The 23,950-nt window shown below is 63.8% G+C and carries 20 protein-coding genes and 1 riboswitch; of the genes, 16 read left to right on the top strand and 4 right to left on the bottom strand.

Annotated elements, in window-relative coordinates; genetic code table 11:
• Positions 1-9: 9 nt before the first annotated feature.
• Complete coding sequence (gene ald / locus FVP60_RS06255) at positions 10-1,095, bottom strand: alanine dehydrogenase (protein ID WP_147825349.1); 1,086 nt, start codon at positions 1,093-1,095, stop codon at positions 10-12.
• Between the two features lie 182 nt (positions 1,096-1,277).
• On the opposite strand from ald, the gene FVP60_RS06250 reads away from it, so the two are divergent.
• The 4 genes from FVP60_RS06250 (at position 1,278) to FVP60_RS06235 (ending at position 7,368) form a co-directional block, all read left to right on the top strand.
• A complete protein-coding gene (locus tag FVP60_RS06250; RefSeq protein WP_147825348.1) occupies positions 1,278-1,754 on the top strand; it encodes an Lrp/AsnC family transcriptional regulator in 477 nt (158 codons plus the stop codon).
• Positions 1,755-1,893: 139 nt separating this feature from the next.
• A complete protein-coding gene (locus tag FVP60_RS06245; RefSeq protein WP_147825347.1) occupies positions 1,894-3,621 on the top strand; it encodes an ABC transporter ATP-binding protein in 1,728 nt (575 codons plus the stop codon).
• Positions 3,618-5,759, top strand: coding sequence for an ABC transporter ATP-binding protein (locus FVP60_RS06240; RefSeq protein WP_147825346.1), 2,142 nt, complete (start codon positions 3,618-3,620; stop codon positions 5,757-5,759). The genes FVP60_RS06245 and FVP60_RS06240 overlap by 4 nt, the downstream gene beginning before the upstream one ends.
• A gap of 181 nt (positions 5,760-5,940) precedes the next feature.
• Positions 5,941-7,368, top strand: a complete 1,428-nt coding sequence (locus FVP60_RS06235) for a serine hydrolase domain-containing protein (RefSeq protein ID WP_147825345.1) — start codon at positions 5,941-5,943, stop codon at positions 7,366-7,368.
• A gap of 223 nt (positions 7,369-7,591) precedes the next feature.
• Here the strand turns inward: FVP60_RS06235 and FVP60_RS06230 are convergent, their stop codons facing one another.
• Entirely contained in the window at positions 7,592-8,950 is a 1,359-nt protein-coding gene (locus tag FVP60_RS06230) for a D-alanyl-D-alanine carboxypeptidase family protein (protein ID WP_147825344.1), read from the bottom strand.
• A gap of 51 nt (positions 8,951-9,001) precedes the next feature.
• Positions 9,002-9,112, top strand: a riboswitch (TPP riboswitch).
• On the opposite strand from FVP60_RS06230, the gene FVP60_RS06225 reads away from it, so the two are divergent.
• The 3 genes from FVP60_RS06225 (at position 9,104) to FVP60_RS06215 (ending at position 11,963) form a co-directional block, all read left to right on the top strand.
• Entirely contained in the window at positions 9,104-9,733 is a 630-nt protein-coding gene (locus FVP60_RS06225; RefSeq protein ID WP_147825343.1) for an ECF transporter S component, read from the top strand. (Overlaps the previous riboswitch by 9 nt.)
• Positions 9,733-11,163 carry an ABC transporter ATP-binding protein gene (locus FVP60_RS06220; protein WP_147825342.1) on the top strand — a complete coding sequence of 477 codons (1,431 nt, stop codon included), beginning with the start codon at positions 9,733-9,735 and terminating at the stop codon, positions 11,161-11,163. Before FVP60_RS06225 ends, FVP60_RS06220 begins: the two co-directional genes overlap by 1 nt.
• Before the next feature lie 8 nt (positions 11,164-11,171).
• Positions 11,172-11,963, top strand: a complete 792-nt coding sequence (locus FVP60_RS06215; protein ID WP_246132472.1) for an energy-coupling factor transporter transmembrane component T family protein — start codon at positions 11,172-11,174, stop codon at positions 11,961-11,963.
• A gap of 49 nt (positions 11,964-12,012) precedes the next feature.
• Here the strand turns inward: FVP60_RS06215 and FVP60_RS06210 are convergent, their stop codons facing one another.
• Positions 12,013-12,750, bottom strand: coding sequence for an aminoglycoside 3'-phosphotransferase (locus FVP60_RS06210; RefSeq protein ID WP_147825340.1), 738 nt, complete (start codon positions 12,748-12,750; stop codon positions 12,013-12,015).
• On the bottom strand, positions 12,747-13,100 hold the full coding sequence (locus FVP60_RS06205; RefSeq protein WP_187240578.1) for a DUF488 domain-containing protein: 354 nt from the start codon (positions 13,098-13,100) through the stop codon (positions 12,747-12,749). The genes FVP60_RS06210 and FVP60_RS06205 overlap by 4 nt, the downstream gene beginning before the upstream one ends.
• A gap of 282 nt (positions 13,101-13,382) precedes the next feature.
• Here FVP60_RS06205 and FVP60_RS06200 point away from each other — a divergent pair, with 282 nt between their 5' ends.
• The 9 genes from FVP60_RS06200 to FVP60_RS06160 all read left to right on the top strand — a co-directional run bounded on the left by FVP60_RS06200 (position 13,383) and on the right by FVP60_RS06160 (position 23,917).
• Entirely contained in the window at positions 13,383-14,138 is a 756-nt protein-coding gene (locus FVP60_RS06200; RefSeq protein ID WP_147825339.1) for an SDR family NAD(P)-dependent oxidoreductase, read from the top strand.
• Entirely contained in the window at positions 14,135-14,911 is a 777-nt protein-coding gene (locus FVP60_RS06195; RefSeq protein ID WP_147825338.1) for an enoyl-CoA hydratase/isomerase family protein, read from the top strand. Before FVP60_RS06200 ends, FVP60_RS06195 begins: the two co-directional genes overlap by 4 nt.
• The gene (locus tag FVP60_RS06190) at positions 14,911-15,741 is read left to right on the top strand and encodes an SDR family oxidoreductase (protein WP_147825337.1); all 831 of its coding nucleotides are present in this window, start codon (positions 14,911-14,913) and stop codon (positions 15,739-15,741) included. Before FVP60_RS06195 ends, FVP60_RS06190 begins: the two co-directional genes overlap by 1 nt.
• A 242-nt stretch (positions 15,742-15,983) precedes the next feature.
• Positions 15,984-17,267, top strand: a complete 1,284-nt coding sequence (locus tag FVP60_RS06185; RefSeq protein ID WP_147825336.1) for an HNH endonuclease signature motif containing protein — start codon at positions 15,984-15,986, stop codon at positions 17,265-17,267.
• Between the two features lie 183 nt (positions 17,268-17,450).
• On the top strand, positions 17,451-18,269 hold the full coding sequence (nadE, locus tag FVP60_RS06180; protein WP_147825335.1) for an ammonia-dependent NAD(+) synthetase: 819 nt from the start codon (positions 17,451-17,453) through the stop codon (positions 18,267-18,269).
• Between the two features lie 225 nt (positions 18,270-18,494).
• Positions 18,495-19,028 carry a hypothetical protein gene (locus FVP60_RS06175; RefSeq protein WP_147825334.1) on the top strand — a complete coding sequence of 178 codons (534 nt, stop codon included), beginning with the start codon at positions 18,495-18,497 and terminating at the stop codon, positions 19,026-19,028.
• A gap of 91 nt (positions 19,029-19,119) precedes the next feature.
• Positions 19,120-20,343, top strand: coding sequence for a dual-specificity RNA methyltransferase RlmN (rlmN, locus tag FVP60_RS06170; protein ID WP_147825333.1), 1,224 nt, complete (start codon positions 19,120-19,122; stop codon positions 20,341-20,343).
• Between the two features lie 253 nt (positions 20,344-20,596).
• Positions 20,597-22,201, top strand: coding sequence for a DUF4407 domain-containing protein (locus tag FVP60_RS06165; RefSeq protein WP_147825332.1), 1,605 nt, complete (start codon positions 20,597-20,599; stop codon positions 22,199-22,201).
• 126 nt (positions 22,202-22,327) lie between these two features.
• Entirely contained in the window at positions 22,328-23,917 is a 1,590-nt protein-coding gene (locus FVP60_RS06160; protein ID WP_342779442.1) for an MFS transporter, read from the top strand.
• The last annotated feature ends 33 nt before the right edge of the window (positions 23,918-23,950 follow it).

Below are 23,950 nucleotides of genomic sequence, written 5' to 3'. Positions count from 1 at the left end.
AACGCTGCGTTAGCCGGCGAAAGCCGCCGCTACAGCGTCGTTTGTGATGGTTCCGCCCTGCGTGTTCAAGCCCTTCGCGAGTGCGGGGTCTTCGGCAGCGGCGCGCGCCCAACCCTTGTTTGCAATGGCTGAGACATACGGCAGTGTCGCGTTCGTCAACGCGCGCGTTGACGTCTCCGGAACAGCACCGGGCATGTTTGCGACGCAGTAGTAGAGCGAGTTGTGCACCGCGAAGGTCGGCTCATCGTGCGTGGTCGGGTGTGAGCCCTCGAAGCATCCACCCTGGTCGATCGCGATGTCGACGAGCACCGAGCCCTCCTTCATCGTGCTCACCATGTCGAGCGTGACGAGCTTCGGGGCCGAAGCGCCCGGAATGAGCACCGAGCCGATGACGAGGTCGGCCTTAGAAACCTGCTCGCCGATTTCCCACCGGTTTGAGACACGGGTTTGGATCTCGCCGTTGAAGCGACGCTCCAGGTCGCGCAAGCGAGGCAGTGAAACATCGATGACCGTCACGTCTGCGCCCATGCCGAGCGCGGTTGCCGCGGCGTGCTCACCAGCGACGCCGCCGCCGATGATGACGACCTTGGCCTTCGGGGTGCCGGGAATGCCGCCCATGATGATGCCGCGGCCACCAGCCGGGCGCATCAGCGTGTGAGCGCCGACGGCAATGGAGAGGCGTCCTGCCACCTCGCTCATTGGGCTGAGCAGGGGCAGCGAGCGGTCGGCGAGTTGCACCGTCTCATACGCGATTGCTGTGGTCTTGGCATCAAGCAGCGCTTGGGTGAGCGGGCGGTCTGCCGCGAGGTGAAGGTAGGTGAACAGCGTGAGATCTTCGCGGAGGTGGCGGTACTCGCTGGCGATCGGCTCCTTCACCTTGAGCAGCAGCTCGGCCTCGCCCCATGCGGCATCAGCGTCCGGAACAATCGTTGCGCCGGCCGCGACGAAATCGGCGTCGCTCAACCGGGAGCCAACACCGGCACCCTTTTCCACAAAGACCTGATGACCGCGGTCAACGAGCATGTCGACGCCTGCCGGGGTGATGGCGACACGGTTCTCGTTGTTCTTGATCTCGGCGGGGACTGCGACCTTCATGAGGTACTCCTTCGACGCTGATTGGGTACGTGCTGTGCAGATAGGTATGCGTGCAACGGTTTGACTCGGTGCGCACTAGAATCGCAGAAAGTTCGGGATAAACATGAAAAGGATGAAGAACATTCTCTCCATGCTCAGAAATCGGCTCTCAGACTGCACAACCGACCGATTGGGTGCTCATCATGACGAATGATCTTCGGCTCGATGAGGCCGACTCGCACATTCTCGCGCTGTTGTCGCGCGACGGTCGGATGACGAACGCCGAGCTGGCCGCCGCCGTCGGCGTCGCGCCCTCGACAATGCACGCGCGCGTGAAATCACTGATTGAGCGCGGCGTGATCACCGGCTTTCATGCCAGCATCGACCAGGCTCGACTCGGCAAGGGACTGCAAGCCATGGTGGGTGTGACGCTGCGAGCCGGATCGCGTCAGGAGAGCATCTTGGCGTTCAGCCAGGCGATTCGGCGACTGCCGCAGGTCATTCAGGTGTTCTTTGTCGGCGGAACCGACGACTTTCTGGTGCACATTGCCGTGGAGTCATCGGCCGACGTGCGCACCTTTGTGGTCGAGCATCTCTCCGCTCAACAGACGGTCGCCTCCACCCGCACCAGCATCATCTTCGACTATCACCGAAACGCCGTCGCCGCGGAGTTTGAGTAGGGACGAGCTCGAATAAGAACATTCGGTTCGGGAACAAATCATCCGGCTGGCCGTTGCAACTGGGCGGGGCGAGCCGTAATGTATCTCCTTGCCCCTTTTTGCCCACCGGCAGAAAAGGCAATCCTGAATCGGAGATATTTTGCTGGGAAAACTCCTCATCAGGTACATGAAACCGTACCGGGGCTGGCTCATTGCCGTGCTCGTCTTTCAAGCTGCCGCGGTCATGGCTTCGCTGTACCTTCCGAACCTGAACGCCGACATCATTAACGAGGGTGTCGCCAAGGGTGACACCAACTACATCTGGACGCGCGGCGGATTCATGCTCGCCATCGCGTTCGGTCAGATTGTCGCCTCCATCATCGCCACCTTCTTTGCCGCCCGCGCAGCGATGTCTGCCGGTCGCGATATTCGAGGAGATGTCTACACCCGAGTCAGCGATTTCTCTGAACGCGAGATTTCACACTTCGGTGCTGGCTCCCTCATCACCCGCAACACGAACGATGTGCAGCAGGTGCAGATGCTGGCGATGATGGGTGCCACCATGCTGGTGCAGGCACCGCTGATGGCGATCGGCGGCATCATCATGGCGCTGCGTCAAGACATTGGGCTGTCATGGCTCATTGCCGTAGCCGTACCCGTGCTGCTGATCTTCGCCCTCTTCATCATCAGCCGCATGGTTCCGGCGTTCCGCCAATACCAGGCGAAGCTTGACGCGGTGAACCTGGTGCTGCGCGAGCAGCTCACCGGTGTGCGTGTTGTGCGCGCGTTTGTGCGTGAGCGCATTGAGGAAGAGCGCTTCCGCGAGGCGAACGACGGCATTCAGCGCATTGGTCGCTGGATCGGTTCGCTGTTTGTGGTGCTCTTTCCGGTCGCGATGCTGGTGCTCAACGTGACCATCGTTGGCGTGGTGTGGTTTGGCGGTATCGAGGTCAACAACGGCAACACCAGCTTCGGCACGATCTTCGCCTTCATGCAGTACATCGGCCTGATTCTGATGGGCGTGCTGATGGCGAGCTTCATGACGATGATGATTCCGCGCGCCGCCGTCTCTGCCGACCGCATTGGCGAGGTGCTCGACCACGAATCCACGCTGGCTGCTCCCACGAACCCCGTCATGGAGTTCCCGGAGCGGGGCGTCGTGCGTTTCGAAGACGTCACCTTCCAGTACCCGGGCGCCGAGGCTCCCGTGGTTCACAATGTGTCGTTCGAGGCGCGTGCCGGCGAAACCGTCGCAATTGTTGGTTCCACTGGTGCCGGCAAAACGACGATCGTTTCCCTCATCCCGCGTCTGTTCGACGTCACGAGCGGCCGCGTTATGGTGGGCGGCGTCGACGTTCGCGAGGCAGACCAGGAGAGCCTGTGGGCGCAGATTGGTCTGGTTCCGCAGAAGTCGTTCTTGTTCAGCGGAACCATCGCCTCCAATCTGCGATTCGGTCGCCAAGACGCGACCGATGATGAGCTGTGGCGTGCGCTGGAGATTGCGCAGGGTAAGGACTTCGTCTCCGAGATGCCCGACGGGCTGGAGTCATCCATTGCACAGGGCGGAACCAATGTGTCGGGTGGCCAGCGACAGCGCCTCGCGATTGCGCGTGCGCTGGTGCGTCAGCCGGAGATCTTGATCTTCGACGACTCGTTCTCGGCGCTCGATGTGACGACCGACGCGAAGCTGCGCCAGGCGCTGTGGAGCGAACTGCCCGAGGTCACCAAGATCGTCGTCGCGCAGCGCGTCTCGACGATTACCGAAGCCGACCGCATCATCGTGCTCGAGGACGGCCAAATTGTTGGTTCCGGCACGCACGCTGAACTGTCGGCCACGAACGAGACGTACCGCGAAATCGTTGAATCGCAGCTGGGGGTGGACGCATGAGCGACGCGACAAAAACCCTGACCGACGAAGAGATTGCGGCGGCAGAAGAGGCAGAAAACGCCAAGCAGATGGAACTCGCCATGCAGTCGGGCGAGTGGGCACAGGGCGGTAAGCCCAAGAACTTCTGGCCCAGCTTCAAGCGCATGATTGGCGTGCTCGCGCCGTACAAGTGGGCCTTCATCTTTGTGTCGCTGCTTGGCGCGCTGGGTGTTGTGCTCTCGGTGTGGGCGCCGACGGTGCTGGGCAATGCGACCAACGTGGTGTTCGAAGGCTTCTTGAACACTCAGCTGGGATCGCAAGTGCCGGCCGGAACCACGCAGGATCAGTTTGTTGAGATGCTGCGCGCGGCCGGTCAAGCCGAGTTCGCGAACACCATCGCGAAGATGAGCGACTTCAACCCGGGCGCGGGCATCGACTTCACGAAGCTCCGCGAAACCATCGTGTTCGTGATGGCGCTGTACGTGTTCTCGGCCATTCTCGGCTGGGTGCAGGGCTATGTCGTCAATATCGTGATGGTGAAGGCGATGTTCCGTCTGCGCGCGCAGATTGAGGAGAAGATCAACCGTCTGCCGCTGTCGTACTTCGACAAGGTGCAGCGCGGCCAGCTCATCTCCCGCGTCACCAACGACGTCGATAACATCACCCAAACCATGCAGCAGGCGCTCTCCAGCGCCATCACCTCGATCCTCACGGTCGTCGGTGTGCTGGTGATGATGTTCTCGATTTCGTGGCTGCTGGCGCTGGTTGCCCTGGTTTCGCTCCCGCTCATGGCGGTGGTGTTCGGCATCATCGGACCCCGCTCGCAGAAGGCCTTCAAGTCGCAGTGGGGCAAGGTTGGTGCACTGAATGCTCGCGTTGAGGAGTCTTTCTCCGGCCACGCGCTGGTAAAGGTCTTCGGCCGCGAGAAGGCTCAGATCGCGGCCTTCCAGGAGGAGAACGAAGAGCTCTACCAGGCCAGCTTCAAGGCGCAGTTCCTCTCCGGCATCATGATGCCTGCGATGACGTTCATCGGTAGCCTCACCTACGTCGGTATCGCCGTCGTCGGTGCGCTTCAGGTTGCCGCAGGCAACCTGAACATCGGTAACGTGCAGTCGTTCCTGCAGTATGAACAGATGTTCACGCAGCCGCTGTCGCAGCTGGGTGGCATGGCAACGGTCGTGCAGTCAGGTACCGCATCGGCCGAGCGGGTGTTCGAATTGCTCGACGCTGAGGAGCAGGAGGCAGATGCTGCCGACGCTCCGGCGCTTGTCGAGGGCCCCGGCGTGATCGAGTTTGAGAACGTTGCTTTCTCATACACGCCCGATCGCCCGCTGATCAAGGATCTGTCTTTCCGGGTGGAGCCGGGCCAGACGGTCGCCATTGTCGGGCCGACGGGTGCGGGCAAGACCACGCTGGTCAACCTGCTGATGCGCTTTTACGAGCTCGACGGCGGGCGAATCCTGCTTGACGGTCAAGACATCGGCGCGCTTACGCGCGACGATGTGCGCTCGCGCACCGGCATGGTGCTGCAAGACCCGTGGCTGTTCTCCGGAACCATCCGAGACAACATCCGTTACGGGCGCGAGTCGGCGACCGACGTTGAGATCATCGAGGCTGCTGTCGCGACACGTGTCGACAAGTTCGTGCACTCGCTGCCGGATGGCTACGACACGGTGCTTGACGAAGACGCGTCGAACGTCTCGGCCGGTGAGCGTCAGCTCATCACGATCGCGCGAGCCTTTGTGGCGCAGCCGACCGTGCTGATTCTGGATGAGGCCACGAGCTCGGTTGACACTCGCACCGAGCTGTTGCTGCAGCACGCGATGGCGGCGCTTCGCGAAGGACGCACGTCATTTGTGATCGCTCACCGTCTCTCCACGATTCGCGACGCCGACCTCATCCTCGTGATGGAATCGGGCGACATCGTCGAAAAGGGAAACCACGAGACGCTCATCGCGCAGAAGGGTGCCTACTGGCGCCTGTACCAGTCGCAGTTTGAGCAGGCGGTCGACATTGAGACCGCGGCGGAGCAGATCGCCCAGTCGGCCAACCCGACCGAGAGCGTCGAGATCGTCGTTGACGCGGCGGTTACGGCTGACACGGTGGATCAGGTTGACGTGGACTCCGCGGCCGAACCAGCCCCTGGTTCCGGCGCCTAACGGCCTCGCATGAAACGTCCCGCTCGGAGCATTCCGGGCGGGACGTTTCACGTGGAACAGCCGCGCTCGTTGCGCGAGCGTGGCGAGTTGAAGCGAGCTGTGCCTCGACTGCGTGTGCACTGGCTGCGCGTGCCTCGGCTGCCCGTTCGCACCCCGGTCGTGCATGTGATTTGCTAATCCCATGACCCGCACTGATGACGCCGTTGTCGCCGTTCTCCCCCGACTGGAACCATTTCTTCGAGAGTGGATCGACACTCAGCGGGTGATGTCGGGTGTGCCTGCCGTGCAGGTTGCGGTGCGACGCGGGCCCGAGCTGCTATTCAGCTACGCCTCCGGGGTTGCAGACACCGCGACGCGGGAGCCCGTCACGACGGGTCACGCGTTTCGTATCGCCTCGCACTCCAAGACCTTCACCGCGACACTGATTATGCAGCTGGTCGAACGCGGTGAGCTGAGCCTGGATGCCACCGTGGCATCTCTCGTGCCCGAGCTTGCCAATGCGCCCGTCGCTTCACGCACGGTGCGCGCGCTGCTCGGCCACCAGGCGGGCGTTGAGCGTGATGGCACCGACGCCAACTGGTGGCAGCGCAAGAGCCTATTCCCCAATCGGAATGAACTGATCGCCGAGCTGCAGCATGACAGCGTCTATGCCGCTAATGAGCACTTCCACTACTCGAATCTGGCCTACAGCCTGCTCGGTCTCATCATTGAATCCGTCACGTCGCGCGACTTCAACGATGTGGCGCTTGACGTGGTTCCGGTGCTGAGTGAATACATGGGCGATGCCGCAACGATCGGGCCCGATTCGGGTGTCGGGGCAGACGTCGCCATTGTGTCTGGGCACGTCGCGCCGCTCGGCTATTGGCGCGACGGGGAGGCCGAGGCGGTGCCGCCGGTGGTCGCGCCCGTCGATACCCGCGCGCAGGCGGCAGCGACGGGTTTCTGGGCGAATGCAGAGACGATTTCGGCGTGGGTCAGTGCGCACGCCCTCGGCACTGGACTCTTTCTGAGCGATGATGCCAAGCGACTTATGCAGCGCAAGGAATCTACGATCACCAAGAACGGATTGACGCGCTTCTACGGTCTCGGTTGGATTCAGCGTGCGATCGGCAAGCGGCACGTGATCGGGCACTCGGGCGGCTTCCCCGGTCACATCACGCAGACCTGGGGCGACCCGAAGACCGGGTTGGCGGTGAGCGTGCTCACCAACCGCATCGACGGCAAGGCGAGCGACTGGGCCACCGCGATCATTCGTTTGCTCGACGCGGCCGCGCACGAGGTGGCGAGGTCAGATGGTGACGATGTCGCCGATGTCTACGGAACCTTCTGGGCGCTGTGGGGCGCAACCAGTGTGGTTCCGCTGCCTGGCGTGACGCTGCAGCTCTCGCCTGCGGCCGTTGACCCCGCCGGCGCGATGACCGTGATGCACGCTAACAACGATGGCGCGCTGCGTGCCGTGCCAGAAGACGGCTTCGCCGACGCGGGCGAGGTCATGCGCGTCGAGCGCGACGGCGATGGCATCGCGTCCATCACCGTGACGGGAATCACCAGCTGGCGACCCGACCTGTTCGCCGAGCAGCGCGACACCCTGCTGCGCGGCGCCCTCTAGCGAGGCTGGGCCCCTGGCCTGGGTCAGGGCTGATACGGGGGAGCAGGAGAATAACGCCGGAGAAGGAGATTTCGCCGATATTGTCCGTCTCTCGGCGTAATCTCCTGCTCTCGCGTTGCGCGAAGCCGGAACCGCGGGGCTGGAACCTCGGGAACCACAGGCACCAGAATCACAGACACGGACACCAGAATCACAGACACGGCACCGGAACCACGGGGTGCCGCTAGACGAGGCCCCAGAGTTCGAGGGGGTGGGTGAGACGCCACCAGGCGGAGGGGCCGTGCAATTCGCTGGCGAGTTCAACGTCGGTGATGCGCTCATTGAGCGGGCCGGTCACGGTGAGGGAGCCGGCGTTGCCGCCCTTGTTCCAGTCTTCGCCTAGTTCGAGCGTTGATTCGGTGGTTCCGCCGGCGCCGTTCCACAGCAGCAGGGTGGAGTCGGTGGCCGTTCGCAGCTCTGCCTGCACGCCCCACACCGTTGCGACGTTGCCGACCGGCGTGCCGGCGGGTACGGCGTTGATGGGGGCGAGGGCGACTTCGAGGTCGGCCAGCAGCCGGCGCGTCTCGGCGTCTCGGGTTTCGGGGTCGAACTGGTTGATCACCGATGCCGTCAGCCGCACCGTGGTTCCGTCAATCACCACGTCTTTCGCGGTCAGCAGGTTGAAGCCTTCGAGCGAGCCGGTCTTGACTCCGATGACTCCGGGGTCGGCGAGCAGGTTGTTCGTGTTGGTCACCGGCTCGACGTTGCCGGGAATCTCTGCCACGGGGGTTGCGACAATTTCGGCGAATACCGGGTGCTGGAGGGCTACCTCCGCGAGGCGGGAGAGGGAACCAGGTACAGCGGAGTTCGCCGGGTTGATTCCGGTGGGCTCGACCACCGTGATTCCGGTGATGCCGTTGCGGTTCAGCCACTCCATAGCCGCAGCGGCATATTCTTCATCGCTGCTCCAGATCTGCTCGGCGAGGAAGTCAGTGTAGTTGCCAGCCGACCCCATCAAGATGCCCTGAAGCAGTTGGTATTCGGTGAGCGTGCCGTCGACCGGAACGTCGAGAGCCGACTCGTTGTTGCGCAGATAGTCCCAGTAGAGATTACTGTCGGCCTGCGTGAAGTAATACTCGGGGCCCTGCTCGCCGGGGTTCAGCGGCAGCGCCTCCAGAATCACCATGGCGGTGATCACCTTGGTGATGCTGGCCATCGACTCCTGCTCGAAGGTGCTTGAGATGCTTCCCATGCCTTGAACGCCAACGCCCGCGGCGCCTTCGATCGGCCACGAGGGGAGTGCTGGCGCCGCCGCGGTGACGGTAACCGGGGTTTTGGTGACGTTGGGCGCGAGGTTCGTGAGCGGAAAAAATAGTGTCGCGGCCACGTAGCTCGCGCCGAGGCCCACCAGGATGGCGGCCGGAACCAATACGCGGCTGATACCGCGCTTCAGCGGCTTCTCGGGAAGGAGATCCAGTGAATCCGGCTCGGGAAAGCTCTGCGTGTGGCGACTCGTCAGCCACTCAGCCGTCACCCACGGCAGCACCGGCTTCTCGGTGGTCGAGCGCTGTTCGGGCGCATCAGGATCGGCGAGTTGAGTCACTCGCCCAACTTACCGCGTCGGGCTGTGAATCTCCGTTCGTGGTTATACTCAGTTCAAACCCACGGGAGTCCGGTGCGTGCCGGGCTGAGAGGAAGCGAAAACGCTTCGACCGTCGAACCTGATCTGGATCATGCCAGCGAAGGAAGGAATCAAATGACTTCGTCTGCCCTTTTGTCTACCGAAGACCGCGTTCTCACCGCATCCGTTTGGAAGTGGCGAGTCGTTGACATCGTGATGGCGAGCATTATCGCCGTTGCGTGCGCGGTGCTCTTCATCGTCTGGAACTTTGCGTATGAGGTTCCGTCTGGCCTGCTCAAGCCGCTGCTTCCGGGCCTTCAGGGTCTGCTGGCCGGCCCCTGGCTGATCGCCGGCGTGCTCGCTGGGCTCATCGTGCGAAAGCCCGGTGCCGCCCTGTTTGCCGAGATGGTGGCGGCGTCGATTTCGGCGCTGGCAGGCAACCAGTGGCAGGCACTCACCCTGGTTTCCGGACTCGTTCAGGGCCTTGGTGCCGAGCTCGTCTTCCTCATCGTGCTGTACCGCGTCTACAAGCTGCCGATTGCGGTGCTCGCGGGCGCCGGCGCGGGCCTTGCGGGCGGAATCTTGGACCGCTTCCTCTGGTACGGCGCGCTCGATAACGCCTTCGCCGCGACCTACATCACCTGCACGACCATCTCCGGCGCCGTCATCGCGGGCCTTGGTTCCTGGTTCATCATGAAGGGTCTCGCGAAGGCCGGAGCGCTAAGTCGATTCGCCGCGGGGCGCGAGGTTTCCAAGCGCGTCTGATGGCCGTTCGTCTCGAAACGCGAGCGTGGGGTTGGCGGTACTCGACCCGCCAAAAGTGGGCGGTCGCCGACGCCACGTTCGTGATTGAGCCCGGCGAGCGGGTGCTGTTGTTGGGAGCGAGTGGCTCCGGCAAATCGACGCTGCTGCATGCGTTTGCCGGGGTGCTCGCCGACGATGAGGGCGAGTCGCGCGGAACCATGACCGTTGATGGCGCGCCGGTTGCGTCTCAGCGGGGCCGGGTGGGGCTCGTGCTGCAAGACCCTGATACGCAGGCCGTGCTGTCGCGGGTGGGCGACGATGTCGCTTTCGGCATGGAAAACCTGGGCGTGCCGCGCGATGAGATGTTGCCTCGCGTTGAGATGGCGCTGGATGCGGTGGGGCTCGACGTCGACCATGACCGTTCGACGGCCGCCCTCTCGGGTGGCCAGAAGCAGCGCCTCGCGCTGGCCGGGGTGCTCGCCATGCAGCCGGGCGCGATTCTGCTCGATGAGCCGACGGCGAATCTTGACCCCGCGGGCGTGCGCGAGGTGCGCGAGGCAACGCTGCGCACCGTCGAGCGCACGGGCGCAACGCTCGTCATTGTGGAGCATCGCACCGAGGTGTGGCTTGACATTGTGACCCGCGTGATCGTGCTCGGGCCAGAGGGCGTTGTTGCCGATGGTGCCCCGTATTCGGTGTTGCAGGAGCGCGGCGCTGAGCTTGCCGCCGCGGGCGTGTGGGTTCCTCATCACCCACCGATCACGCCGCCGCCGCCCGCTTCAAACTCCGGTGGTGTGTTGCTTGAGGCCACCGAGCTCGAGGTGGCGCGTGTGAAAAAGAACCCCGTCGCCGGGCCGTTTGACCTCGCAGTGCACGCCGGTGAGGTGATCGGAATTGTCGGCCCGAATGGCGCTGGCAAATCAACCCTCGGCCTCACGCTCGCTGGCCTCATTCCCGCTCATGCTGGTTCCGTTCGCGCCAGCGAAGAACTCGCAGGCTTGCCTCAGCGCGATCCGTTTCGGTGGACGTCGCGACAGTTGCTGACGCGCATCGGAACCGTGCTGCAAGAACCGGAGCATCAGCTCATTGCGCGCACGGTGCGCGACGAGATTGCGGTGGGCCCGCGGGCGTTGGGGATGGGCGCCGACGAGGTCGATGCGCGCGTTGAGGAGCTGCTGGTGCGGTTGCGGCTCGCGCATGTGGCGGCGGCAAACCCGTACACCCTGTCGGGCGGGGAGCAGCGCCGGCTCACGGTGGGCGCGATGCTGGCGACCCGGCCGCGGGTGCTCGTGCTTGATGAGCCGACGTTTGGCCAGGATGCCGTGACGTGGTCTGAGTTGGTGGCTCTCATGGCCGAGCTTCGTGATGCCGGTCACGCGTTGGTGGTCGTCACGCATGACGAAGTGGTGCCGAGGGCGCTTCACGCGCGACAGTTTGCGGTGGGCGTATGAAGGCCGGGGTGTTGGATTCGCCGCGCACGCGCAGTGGCCCGATCGTGTCGCGCAGTGCGCTCGCGAAGCTGGGTGGCGCGCTGGCACTGTCGGTGCCGCTCGTGCTGACGGTCGACCTCGTCTCGGCGAGCGTTGGGCTGGTGCTCGGCCTGGCGATCATCCTGCTGTCGGGGCTCACGCCGCGGGAGTTCTTCTTCCGCACTCTCCCGATTTGGGTGGCGGCACCCTCGGTTTTCATCACGGTGTCGCTCTATGGCGTCGCGAGCGGTGCGATTCTGTTCGAATGGGGCGTGATGCGGGTTTCTGAGGGGTCACTTCACCTCGCTGCGGCGTCTGCGCTGCGCCTGCTTGCGGTGGGATTGCCCTCGATTGCGATGTTCGCCACGATCGATCCGACTGATTTGGCAGACGGGCTCATTCAGAAGCTGCACCTCTCCCCGCGTTTTGTGATGGGCGCGCTCGCGGCGATGCGCCTTCTCGGGCTGCTTGCCAACGACGCGCGCTCGCTCGCGCTTGCTCGGCGCGCTCGCGGTGTTGCCGACCACGGGCGCATTCGCCGATTCTTTGGTTCCGCCTTCGCCCTGTTTGTGCTGGCGATTCGCCGCGGAACCACGCTGTCGACCGCCATGGAGGCGCGCGGCTTCGGGGTGCCAGGGGTGCGCCGCAGCTACGCCCGAATCGCGCCGTTTGACCGGCGAGACGCGATGTTGATTGTCGTGTGCGGGCTGATCTCAGGCGTAGCCATTGGGGTCGCCGTGGCAACCGGCGCCTGGAATTTCGTGTTCGCCATCGCTGCGTAGGCGGGCGGTTCGGGGGTTGCGTGGGGCTCCGGGACGGATCGCGGCGCGGTTACGTCGCGTTCCACAGGTCGCGGTAGTAGGCGAGTCGATCGCGGTCAGGTTCAACGCCATACGCCTCGATGAGGAGGTCTTCGTAGCCGGGACCGTAGTTCCACTCCGTGCTCATGCTCGCGACGGCAATATCTGACCAACGATCGCCCAGGCCGAGGGCGCCGAAGTCGACATGCGCGATCGGATTGCCAGCGTCGTCGAGCAACGTATTGGGCGCGCAGGCGTCGCCGTGGCAGACAACGAGCACGTCGTCCGATGGTGGGGTGCGCAGGCGATCCGGCACCGTGAGCCCACGCGCCTCTGCTCCGGCGATTCGACTGTACGGATCCCACAACCACGCACACTCGCTCACCGGAAGCGCGTCGTGTAGCCGCCGCAATCCGCGCCCAATCGCTGTCACCGCCGTTCGTGGTTCCGCGATCCAGCGAGGATCAACGGCCGAGGCTCCATCGATCGCCTCAGTGACCAGCCATTCGTGGGTGTGATCGGCACCGACTTGCACGACGACGGGCACCCGCAGGTACTGGTTCGCCCAGCTCAGCCGCTCGGCTTCGTCGAACATCGACACTTCAGCGTTGTGTGGGCCGTACTTGATGTAGCGCGTGGTTCCGTCGGCGCGTTGTGCGCGAAATGTGAAGCCGCCGATTTCATTGGCCCACACGGGTGTGAGCGTTGCGCCTTCGGCGAGCGCGAGCACGGTGGCGCCAATCGGAACGTCGCCCGTTGGGATACTCATTCGCTGAGTACCTCCATGAGTACCCGCACATGGTTGTGCACGGTGTCGTGCGATGCGTACACCAGCGTCACGATCGCGTGAGGCGCCAGGGTCTCGCGCAGCTGCGCAACGGCCGGTGCGCTCTCATGTTCGAGCTGGTGACGATACTCGACCGCGTACTTGTTCCATTCGTCAGCGCTCGCGGCGTGCCAGGCCTTGCGCAGTTCGGTGCTGGGCGTGACGTCTTTTGCCCACAGGTCAATCGCGGCACGCTCCTTGGAGACTCCGCGCGGCCATAACCGATCGACGAGCACCCGAAATCCGTCGGTCGGTTCTGCCGGGTCATACACGCGCTTGAGGAGCAGTTGCATGCGCCCACTCAACCACTTTTGTGGCTGCGGCGGCAGACGCCTCCGCTGATGGTTCCGGAATCGTGGCGCGCGATGTGCTGTCACGTATCAACAGCGATGGAGCGCACAATTCTGCCGCGCATGTGATGTTTCGACATCTCGAGATGCCGCCGAGCCTCAGTGCCGCGTAGGCTGACACTCGGTGTCGCTCCTCGCAGGAGCCTCGCCAGGTGCCCGCCCCATTTCACGCGGGCGCGCCCGCCAAAGCTGCGGGTGCAGGATTGAACAGTTCGAAGGAGAGCTATGGATATCGCAGGCGCAAGTGCGCTGGTGACTGGTGGGGCCAGTGGCCTCGGACTGGCAACGGCCAAGCGACTGACGGCAGCGGGTGCTGTCGTGACCATTGTCGACCTGGAGTCGTCTCCCGGTGCCGAAGTAGCCCAGTCGCTGGGCGGATACTTCGTGGCAGCCGATGTCACCAACCCGGATCAGGTCGCACACGCGGTCGCCGAGGCGGCAAAGCACGGCCAGCTGCGGGTTGTGGTGAACTGCGCCGGCATCGCGCCGCCAGCCAAGGTGTTGGACCGCGAGGGCAACCCCGGCGCGCTCGCCGACTTCGCGAAAGTCATTCAGATCAACCTCATCGGAACCTACAACGTGCTGTCGCAGGCGGCCGCGGTGATGGCCAAGAACACCGGAACGGACGACCGCGGCGTCATCGTTAACACTGCATCGGTTGCCGCCTTTGACGGCCAGATCGGCCAGCCCGCCTACGCCGCTTCCAAGGGTGGCGTGGCAGCAATGACCCTGCCCGTCGCGCGCGAACTCGCCCGCTACGGCATTCGGGTGTGCACCATTGCCCCCGGCATCATGGAGACCCCGATGCTCGCCGGCCTCCCGCAGCCGGCACAGGATTCGCTCGGCCAGCAGGTTCCGTATCCCGCCCGCCTCGGCAGGCCCGACGAATTCGCGGCGCTCGTCGCGCACATCGTCGACAACGGCTACCTCAATGGCGAAACCATTCGTCTCGATGGCGCAATTCGAATGGCACCAAAATGAGCGAATCCCCCATTCTGCTGTCGATTTCTGACGGGCTGGCGCGGATCACGCTGAACCGCCCCGCTCGCATGAACGCGTTCGAACAGTCCATGGCTCACGCCTGGGCCGATGCGACGATCGAGGCAACATCACGCGACGACGTTCATGCGATCCTCATTGACGCCGCCGGTCCGTCGTTCTGCGCCGGTGGCGACGTGCTCGCGATGGCACACGGCATGAGCGACTTCACGATTGAAGAACTCGCCCACACCATCAACTCGGGCATTCTCGCCCTCGTGCAGTCGTCGGTTCCGGTCGTCGCCGCGGCGCACGGAACCACGGCTGGCGGCGGACTCGGAATCTTGCTCGCCAGCGACTACGCGGTTGTCGGAGAAGACTCCAAGATCGGAAGCCTCTACGCCAACGTCGGCCTCACCCCTGACCTTTCGGTCACGGCGAGCTTGGCGAAGGCTGTCGGGGAGCGGCGGGCGCTCCAGCTCGTGCTGTCTGACCGGATGCTCTCCGCGCAGCAGGCGCTGGATTGGGGGCTCGTGGCTGAGGTTGTTGCTGGCGACGACGTCATCAGCCGCGCCGAAGAGGTCGCACAATCGTGGTTGGCCGGCGCTTCCGGCGCTTATGGCCAGGCAAAACGACTGATCCGCTCGCAGCCGTCCCGTACCTTCGCCGATCAGCTCGCCGAAGAAGCCCGTTCCATTGATGCCGCACTGCGAACGCCTGAAGCTCAGGCTCGCGTGCGGGCGTTCGCTGACCGCTCTGCACGAAAGGCACCGTAATGTCACTCGCCGGAAAAACCATCCTCATGTCAGGCGGTAGCCGCGGCATCGGCCTCGCGATCGCGCTTCGTGCGGCCGCCGATGGCGCCAACATTGCGCTCCTCGCCAAGACTGACACCCCGCACCCCTCCCTCGAAGGCACGATCTACACGGCCGCCGAGGCCATCACCGCCGCGGGCGGCAACGCCCTGCCGATCGTCGGCGACGTGCGCAACGACGATGACATCACTCACGCCGTGCTGAAAACACGCGGCGAGTTTGGTGCCATTGACATCGTCGTGAACAACGCGAGCGTTATTGATCTGACGGGTTCGGCAGACATCGCCGCGAAGAAGTACGACCTGATGCAAGACGTCAACGTGCGCGGAACCTTCATGCTGTCGCGCGCCGCGATTCCGATTCTGCGTGAGGCCAGCAACCCGCACATTCTCTCCCTGTCACCGCCGCTGAACGTCACGCCCAAGTGGCTTGGCGCTCACACCGCGTACACGATGGCGAAATATGGCATGACGATGGCAACCCTCGGCATGGCCGCCGAGTTCGCCGGTGAAGGAATCGCCGCTAACACGCTGTGGCCGCGCACCACCATCGCCACCGCTGCCGTGCAGAACCTGCTGGGCGGCGACAAGGTGATGGCTGCGTCACGCACCCCCGAGATCTACGCCGACGCCGCCTACGCGGTGCTCAACCGCTCGTCACGCGAGGCCACCGGCAACACCTACATCGTCGAAGACGTGCTGGCAGAGGAGGGCATCACCGACTTCTCGGGATACGCCGCCGTGCCCGGCACCCCCGACAACCGCCTGTTCCCCGACATCTTCTTGGATTAGTCGGGTAGAACGCGATCTCACGGGGAGTTGGCGACTCCCGTACATCGGTTGCGGCGCGAAACGGTCAGTGGCTACCCCTCTAGGGGTCAGCCGCTGGCCGTTTCGCTTTTTGCGCGCCTTCCTCGTCGCGCTTCTTGCCTCTGCATCATTCCTTTCCCTTGCTTTCGGTGCCTCGAAAATTTGTTCTATGAGAATAGCGTTAATCTAGTACAAATCTACGAAAATTGTGCAAGAATGGTTCCATGACCATCGACAACATCAATGACTCGCCGGCTGATCCGGTCGGTGCGTTCTTGTTTGCGGTCGACGCGCTGCGTGAGATTCAGTCAGCTATGGCTGGCCTCGCGGCGATGGAGGTGTCGCTGTACGCTGCGGTGTTCGCACAAGCGGAGCAGTTGACGGCGTCTATGTCGTCGCCAATCACCGATCGCGAGATGGCACTTCGCACCGCCAGTGCAGAGATTGGCGCGGCTTTGCGGGTCAGCGATCGCACTGTGCAGCGCCGCATGTCGCAGGCGTGGGACGTAACGCACGGGTTCCCACAGACTTTCGAGGCCCTGCGCGCCGGGCGCATCACACCGTCGCACGTCAATGTGATCCTGAGGGCGAGCGATGGCGTGCCCCCAGGCGAGGCCCGCGACGCCTACGAAACGATCGCGATTGAGCGCGCTGTAGAAACACCTCCCGGCCGGCTCGCCGCAATCTTGCCCGCCGTCGCGGCGCAAGTTCACGACGCGGGAGTGAACGAGCGGCATCAGCGCGCACGACGCGAGCGGCGAGTTGAAGTGCACGATCTTCCAGACGGCATGGCCGAACTGCTCGCAGTACTGCCGGCCGTCATCGCACACGGCATGTTTGACCGCCTCACGTCCATGGCTAAAGCGGTGGAGGGGGTCGAGGTGGGCGATGAGCGCTGTCGCGATGAGATCCGCGCCGACGTGCTGGGTGACCTCGTGCTCGGCGGGGGCCCGATTGCATCCGGCGACGGTCTCGCGGCCATTCATGCGCATGTTCAGGTCATGGTTCCGGTGCTGACGGCCGCGGGAGTATCCGAGCGGGGAGCAGAACTCGTCGGATCAGGGCCCGTCGACGCCGGAACCGCGCGGCGGCTGCTCGGGGCGGCATCCGGGTGGGATCGCGTCATGACGCATCCTGTCACTGGCGCGGCGCTCGCGGTTGACCGGTATCGGCCCGGCAAAGACCTGCGCCGCGCGCTGCGAGTGCGTGACGAGCATTGTCGATTTCCCGGGTGCCGCCAGCCAGCCCACCGGTGCGACGCTGACCATAGTCATGCCGCCGCAGACGGTGGTCAGACTCACCTCGACAACCTGGCGTTACTCTGTCGTAGGCATCACGTCATGAAGCATGTCGCAGCGTGGGTGATCACGCATCTCGGCAACGGTGTGCTGCAATGGACCAGCCCTACCGGGCGCAGCTACGTCGACACTCCGACGCCAACGCTGCGGTTCGTTCCCTCCGGCCTTGACCCCGGAAGCGATGACGGTCTCGACCCCGGCGAGCCGTGATGGCTTCGCCCCCGTGAGCCGTGACGATCTCGCCCCCGGGAACCGTGGCGAAGGTTCCACCCGCACGCTGACGGCTGCCGGCTGACGGCTGTGGGTGAGGCGGCGCACCAAAATACGCGGTGGGGCGGCGTGACTGCGGGGCATACTGGGAGGGCGAGATCAGTATGAAACAAGGAGAGTGACGTGACCCTTCAGCAGGAAATCATCGATGCCCTTGGAGTGCAGCCGACGATCGACCCGGTTTCGGAGATTGAACGCCGCACCGAGTTTCTCGCGGAGTATTTGCGGGTATCCGGCGCGAAGGGGTTCGTGCTGGGAATTTCGGGCGGTCAAGACTCCACGTTGGCTGGCCGGCTCGCCCAGTTGGCCGTCGAACGGCGTCGCGCCGAAGGGGGCGAAGCGCAGTTCATCGCGGTTCGCCTGCCCTACAACGTGCAGAAGGACGAGGCTGACGCGCAGGCGGCGCTCGACTTCATCCGCGCCGACCGTGAGCTGACGGTGAACATCGCGGCCGGAGTTCAGGGCATCGAGGCCGGCATCGAAGAATCTGGCGATGAGATCAGCGACTTCCAGCGGGGCAACATCAAGGCGCGTGCTCGCATGGTCGTGCAGTTTGCGATCGCCGGTCAGCATGGCCTCGTCGTCATCGGAACTGACCACGCCGCCGAGGCTGTCACCGGCTTCTACACAAAATTTGGTGACGGTGCCGCCGACATCTTGCCGCTCGCCGGGCTCAACAAGCGTCAGGGTCGTTCCCTTCTCCTCGAGCTCAACGCACCCGACCGCCTGGCCTACAAGGAGCCCACTGCGGACTTGCTCGACGGCACCCCCGGCCGCCCCGACGAAGACGAGCTCGGCATCACATACGTCGACATCGACACGTACCTCGAAGGCGGAACCATTGCGCCGCAGGCAGCGCAGCGGATCGAAGCTAAATACCTCGGCTCGCAACACAAGCGTCACCTGCCGGTGACGCCCGACGACACCTGGTGGCGCCGCTAGCCGACGACGGAGCCTGCGGGTACCCCACCGCCCAGCCCATCGGTGGTTCCGCCGATGCTATTCCCCTACCCAAACACGCGCGTTTTCCACCGATTCTTCCTTCGAATCCGAAGCAAGGAATCTCCCTTCGGTAACGGTCCACGCAGACCCGTGAAACTCAGGGTTCGCACAACCGTGCGCGAGTACTGTTAAAGGTTGAAAACATACGAAACCGAAGGGAATTTCATGAAGCGTCGTGTTTCTGGCATTCTGACCCTCGCCGCCACCGCGGCACTCCTCACCGGCTGCGCCACCACTGCGGCAACCGATGCCAAGGAAACCTCTGCTCCGAAGGAGACCGTGGCCATCGCCACCTCGTCCTTCGACGCACCCGTAGCATTCACCGAGTCGTTCGGAACCGACGACCTCTCGATGCAGGTATGGTCTGCGGTCGTCGCTGACGAGACCGTGATCGGCACGCTGGGCGAGCCGGAGGCCGGCAACGTGTGGGTAAGCACCACCACCGCCACCAAGTCGACCTCGACCGACCTCGTCGATACCGACGTCGCGCCGGTGCTGCGCTCGACCTCTGACGAGACCGTCGCCTACGAGGCCGTGTCGCCGCGCGAGAACGAAATTCCGCTGGCAACCGCCAACCAGTCGTACTCCTTCCAGTGGGCCTTCCAGGTTCCCGAAGACAAGGCTGTCGCTGAAGACCTCGTGATCTGCCTCAACGACGCTGAAGGTGCTGAGCTCGGCTGCTCGGCAATCATCAAGTAGTCACACTCACGCAGACGGGGTGGGCGGAGCGATCCGCCCACCCCTTCGCGCTCCCATCGTCTATACATCACTCAACCCGTACGCTGGAACCATGAACTCTGAGATGACGCCCGTGCGCCAGGTCCGCCCCCGCACCGAGGGATGGTCGCAGAAGAAAGACGCCGAAGGGCGTCCGATGCTCCAATTCGCGAGCCCTAAGCGAGGCAAGCCGCCCGTTCACTGGGCAGATTTGACTCCGGAACAACGGATCGAGCGAGTCAAAGAGCTGGGGCTTCCGGGGTTCCGCGCCAAGCAGCTCAACACCCACTACTTCACGCACTACACCTCGGATCCGGCGCATATGACCGACCTTCCGGCCGAAAACCGCGAAGAGCTCGTCGCCGGCCTCATGCCGCCGCTGCTCACCGAAGTGCGGCGTCTTGAAACGGACAATGGCGACACGATCAAGTTTTTGTGGCGCCTGCATGACGGCGCTCTCGTCGAGTCGGTGCTGATGCGCTACGTCGGTCGCATCACCCTGTGCATCTCATCGCAGGCCGGCTGCGGCATGAACTGCCCGTTCTGCGCCACCGGCCAGGCGGGGCTCACCCGCAACATGTCGGCGGCTGAAATCATCGACCAGGTGGTGCGTGCCAACCGCGCCATCGCCAACGGTGAGCTCGGCGGCAAGCGCCGCGACGATCACTCAGAAGAGCGCGTCTCCAACATCGTTTTCATGGGCATGGGTGAACCCCTCGCCAACTACAACCGCGTGATGCAGGCTGTTCGCACCTTCGTTGGCAAGCAGCCAGAAGGTCTCGGCATGAGCGCCCGCGGCATCACGGTCTCCACCGTCGGCCTGGTTCCGGCGATCAAGAAGCTTGCAGAAGAAGACATCCCCGTCACGTTCGCGCTGTCACTGCACGCGCCAGATGACGTGCTGCGCGATGAGTTGATTCCGGTCAACTCCCGCTGGAAGGTCGACGAGGCGCTCGATGCCGCCCGCGCCTACTTCGATGCAACCGGTCGCCGTGTGTCGATCGAGTACGCGCTCATCAAAGACATGAACGACCACGCATGGCGCGCCGACCTGCTGGCGCAGAAGCTCAACGAGCGCGGCCGCGGCTGGGTGCACGTCAACCCGATTCCGCTCAACCCGACGCCTGGTTCCGTCTGGACCTCAAGCGAAAAAGACGTGCAGAACGAGTTTGTTCGCCGCCTCAACGACGCCGGCATTCCCACGACCATTCGTGACACTCGCGGCAAAGAAATCGACGGAGCATGCGGCCAGCTGGTCGCGACCGAAGAAGACAAGGTCGCCGCCGACGCGCTTTAGGCACCGGAACCACGGAACGTGCGGAACGCGCGGAATGCGCGGAGCGTGCGGAACCACGCGGAGGACTCTAGTCTGTGCCAGGCACGCGTCGAGCCATGCCGAGGCGGTAAACCACATCGTCTCTTTGGTGGATAATTCGACGCTATCCGGGCTTTCGTGGGAGCGTCAAGCATAGGGTCTGCATGGCTGCGACTCGGTCAGCACCCAGGCCGCTTGCACCTCTCGCACAGCCGTGTCTTCGTAGTCTGGAGGGATGTCCTATTCCGAACACCGGCCCGGACGATTTGGTTCCGATGGCCAAATTGAGTTCGATGTGACCAACCCGAAACCCGAAGAACCCCTCTACATCCAAGACATTCGCGACGCCGAGCGTCGTGAAGCTGACGGCGTCGACACCTACTACGCTGACGGCCCCACCGACCCATTCGGTCGCATCCGCGACTCCGAAGGCGTGAGCGAGCCCGAAGGCGTGAGCGAGCCGGAAGACGTGAGTGATCCGGAAGACGTGAGTGAACCCGAGACCCCAGAGTCGCAGCTAGAGGCCCACGACACAGAGCCGGAACTCCCGGAGCCGCAACCAGTCGCCGCTTTCGAGGCGGAACCCGTGGTTCCGTCCCGTCGTAGTGAGCGCCCGCGCAAGGTGCGCCGGCCGATGCGCCGCATGGCGATTCTCGGCGGTGCTGACGGCTATGTGCTCGATCAGGTTCCGACCGAGACCAGCCGCTTTGTGCAGATGTTCTTCGTCATTCTCGGCACGGCGGTGCTCTCGGGCGTCTCGATGCTGTTTGCGCTGACGACCGGCGTGAAGGCTGCGGTCTGGTTGGCGATTCCGCTTGCGATCGTGTGGACGCTGATCATCTTTAACCTTGACCGGTTCTTGACGTCGACCATGAAGTCGTCGACCAAGATCGGCAAGCTCATTGCGCTCGCGCTGCCGCGTGTCATCATGGCGGCCATCATTGGTGTCGTGGTGGCCGAGCCGCTCGTGCTACAGATCTTCGCGAACGACATTGAGCGCGAGGTCAACGCCACCAACATTGTGCAGGCGCAGGGCGACCAGGAGGCTGTCGCGACGGGCCCCGAGAAGCAGGCGCTTGACGCTGCCACCCTCCGCCTGAGCGAACTCGAAAACCAGGCAGCGACCGGTTTGGTCGCCGGAACCACGACAGATTCTGCGACGCTCACCGCCGCGCAGGCGAAAATCGACGGCATCACGACGCAAATGACGACGCAGCAGGGCGTTATTGATCAGGCGCGGGCGATCTATCAGTGTGAGCTGACCGGCGTTGGCGCAGGCGAAGTCGAAGGCTGCACCGGAGTTTCTGGCGAGGGCGCGAGCTCTGACGCCGCGAAGTCGCAGCTCGATGAGGCTCAGGCCACGTACGACGCGCTGGCTGCTGACCTTCGCGTTGCGAACGAAGAACTGACGACGGCGCAGGAGTCCAGCGCTGGCGCCACCAGCGTGAACGAAGAGCGCAACCGTGAGGCCGCGAAGGAACAGCTGCCGACGGCCCAGGCGACGTACGATGCCGCGCTTGCGGCCTACAACGAGCGGACGAACGCGGTGGCTTCTGGCAACGCGGGTGCGAGCGGGCTGTTGAGCCAGATCACCGCGCTCAACAGCCTCTCCGAGAAAGAGCCGACCCTAGGCTTTGCGCACTGGATGATTGCTGCCCTCTTCTTCATGATCGAACTGTTGCCGGTTCTTGTGAAGGTGCTCACCAGCCACGGTCAGCCATCGCTGTATGAAGAGACCGCGAAGGCTCGTCGCCAGGTGGAAGAGGATCGGGTGCGCGCCAACGCGTTCCGCGATCGCGCAGATATCGCCACCGGAACCATGGCGCCGCTGGCAACATAAGGTGCGCGCCAGGTGCGCGCCGCGGTGTCGGCTTTGCGCACGTAGGTATGCGTAAAAGGGGGTCGCTACGGCGGCCCCCTTTTCGATGTCGGAGGCCCCGAGTACTGTGCGTCGTGGAGGGTCACGATGACAGAACACGAGGTCACCGCGTCGGCGGCTGACGACAGCACCGCGCTCGCGCCTGATAGCGGCGCGCTCGTGCCCGCCGATGGCACCGCATCCCCAACGGGTGCCAGCGCGCCGCTCGCGCCGCTCACCAGTGCGATGCGGGCGCGCATGCGCAGTTTCTACGCGGTGCTCATCAACACCGCACTCGCCAATGTCACCTCGAGCTACCTGTGGTTTGCGCTCACGTTTTGGGTTTATCTCGAAACCAAGTCGCTTCTCGCCTCTGGCATCATCGGCGGCGCCTACATGTTGCTCGTCGCCGCGTTTGGCATGGTGTTCGGTGCCATCGTCGATCACCTCCGCAAGAAGGCGGCCATGATTTTGTCGAGCGTGACCACGCTCGCAACCTATGGAGTCGCTGCCGTGATGTTCGCGCTGCTGCCAGAGTCGACGTTGCTCGACTGGCGTGGCGGCTGGTTCTGGATATTCGTGATCATCATTCTGATCGGCAGTGTGGTGGAGAACATGCGCAATATTGCGTTGTCCACCACCGTCACCCTCCTGGTTCCGTCTGACCGGCGCGATCGGGCCAACGGGCTGGTCGGCACCATCAGCGGCATTGGCTTCTTGGTGACAAGCGTGTTCTCCGGGCTTTCGGTGGGCCTGTTGGGCATGGGTCCCACGATCACGATCGCAGTGGTCGCTACGGGTCTGGCGCTGGTGCATCTGCTGCTGATCTCGATTCCGGAACCACACAAGGTGCGGAGCGAGAGTGGGCGGGTAGACTTCCGCGGCGCGATTCCGGTGATCATGGCGGTGCCTGGGCTCTTGGCGCTGCTGCTGTTTACGACCTTCAACAACCTCGTTGGCGGCGTTTTCATGACGCTGATGGACCCGTATGGCCTCACTCTCTTCCCCGTCGAGGTCTGGGGCATCGTGCTTGGTGTCACGAGCATCGGGTTCATCATCGGTGGTGGGCTCGTCGCCAAGTTTGGGCTGGGCAAGAACCCGCTGCGCACCCTGCTATTGGTCAACGTTGGTGTCGCGGTGCTGGGTATGACGTTTACCGCGCGCGAGTGGGCGTGGTTGTACGTGCTCGGACTCTTGATCTTCATGACGCTGATGCCTGCGGCAGAGGCGGCCGAGCAAACCATCTTGCAGCGGGTCATTCCGTACGAAAAGCAGGGCAGGGTGTTCGGGTTCGCAATGACGGTCGAAGTCTCGGCCGCGCCCATCACAGCGTTCTTGATCGGCCCGATCGCCGAGTTCATCATCGTGCCGTACATGAATAGCGACGCCGGGCGTGACACCTGGGGTTGGCTGCTCGGTGAGGGTGAGGCCCGTGGCATGGCGCTGGTGTTCGTCATCGCCAGCGTCATCATGCTGATCGCCGTGCTGTTGGCCTTTGCCTCTCGGCCCTACCGGCAATTGTCTAAGGCGTACGCCGATGCTCCGCCGCCCGACCCGTCAGCAGGCGATGACGACTCGAGTGGGGATGACGGCGAGCGAAGCGGCGGCGGCGACGGCGAGCCGAGCAGTCAGGCCGGCGAGCAGAGCGGTGTGCCCGGGGAAGGGGTGCCAGGAGACTCGGTGCGTGAGGTGCTGTGATGCGTGGTGTCGATGAAGCGGGTGAGGTTCGCG

Source organism: Microbacterium mitrae, from assembly GCF_008017445.1.
Lineage (GTDB): Bacteria > Actinomycetota > Actinomycetes > Actinomycetales > Microbacteriaceae > Microbacterium > Microbacterium mitrae.
The sequence above is the reverse complement of the archived record's forward strand: the minus strand, read 5'-3'. Positions and strand labels throughout refer to the sequence as shown.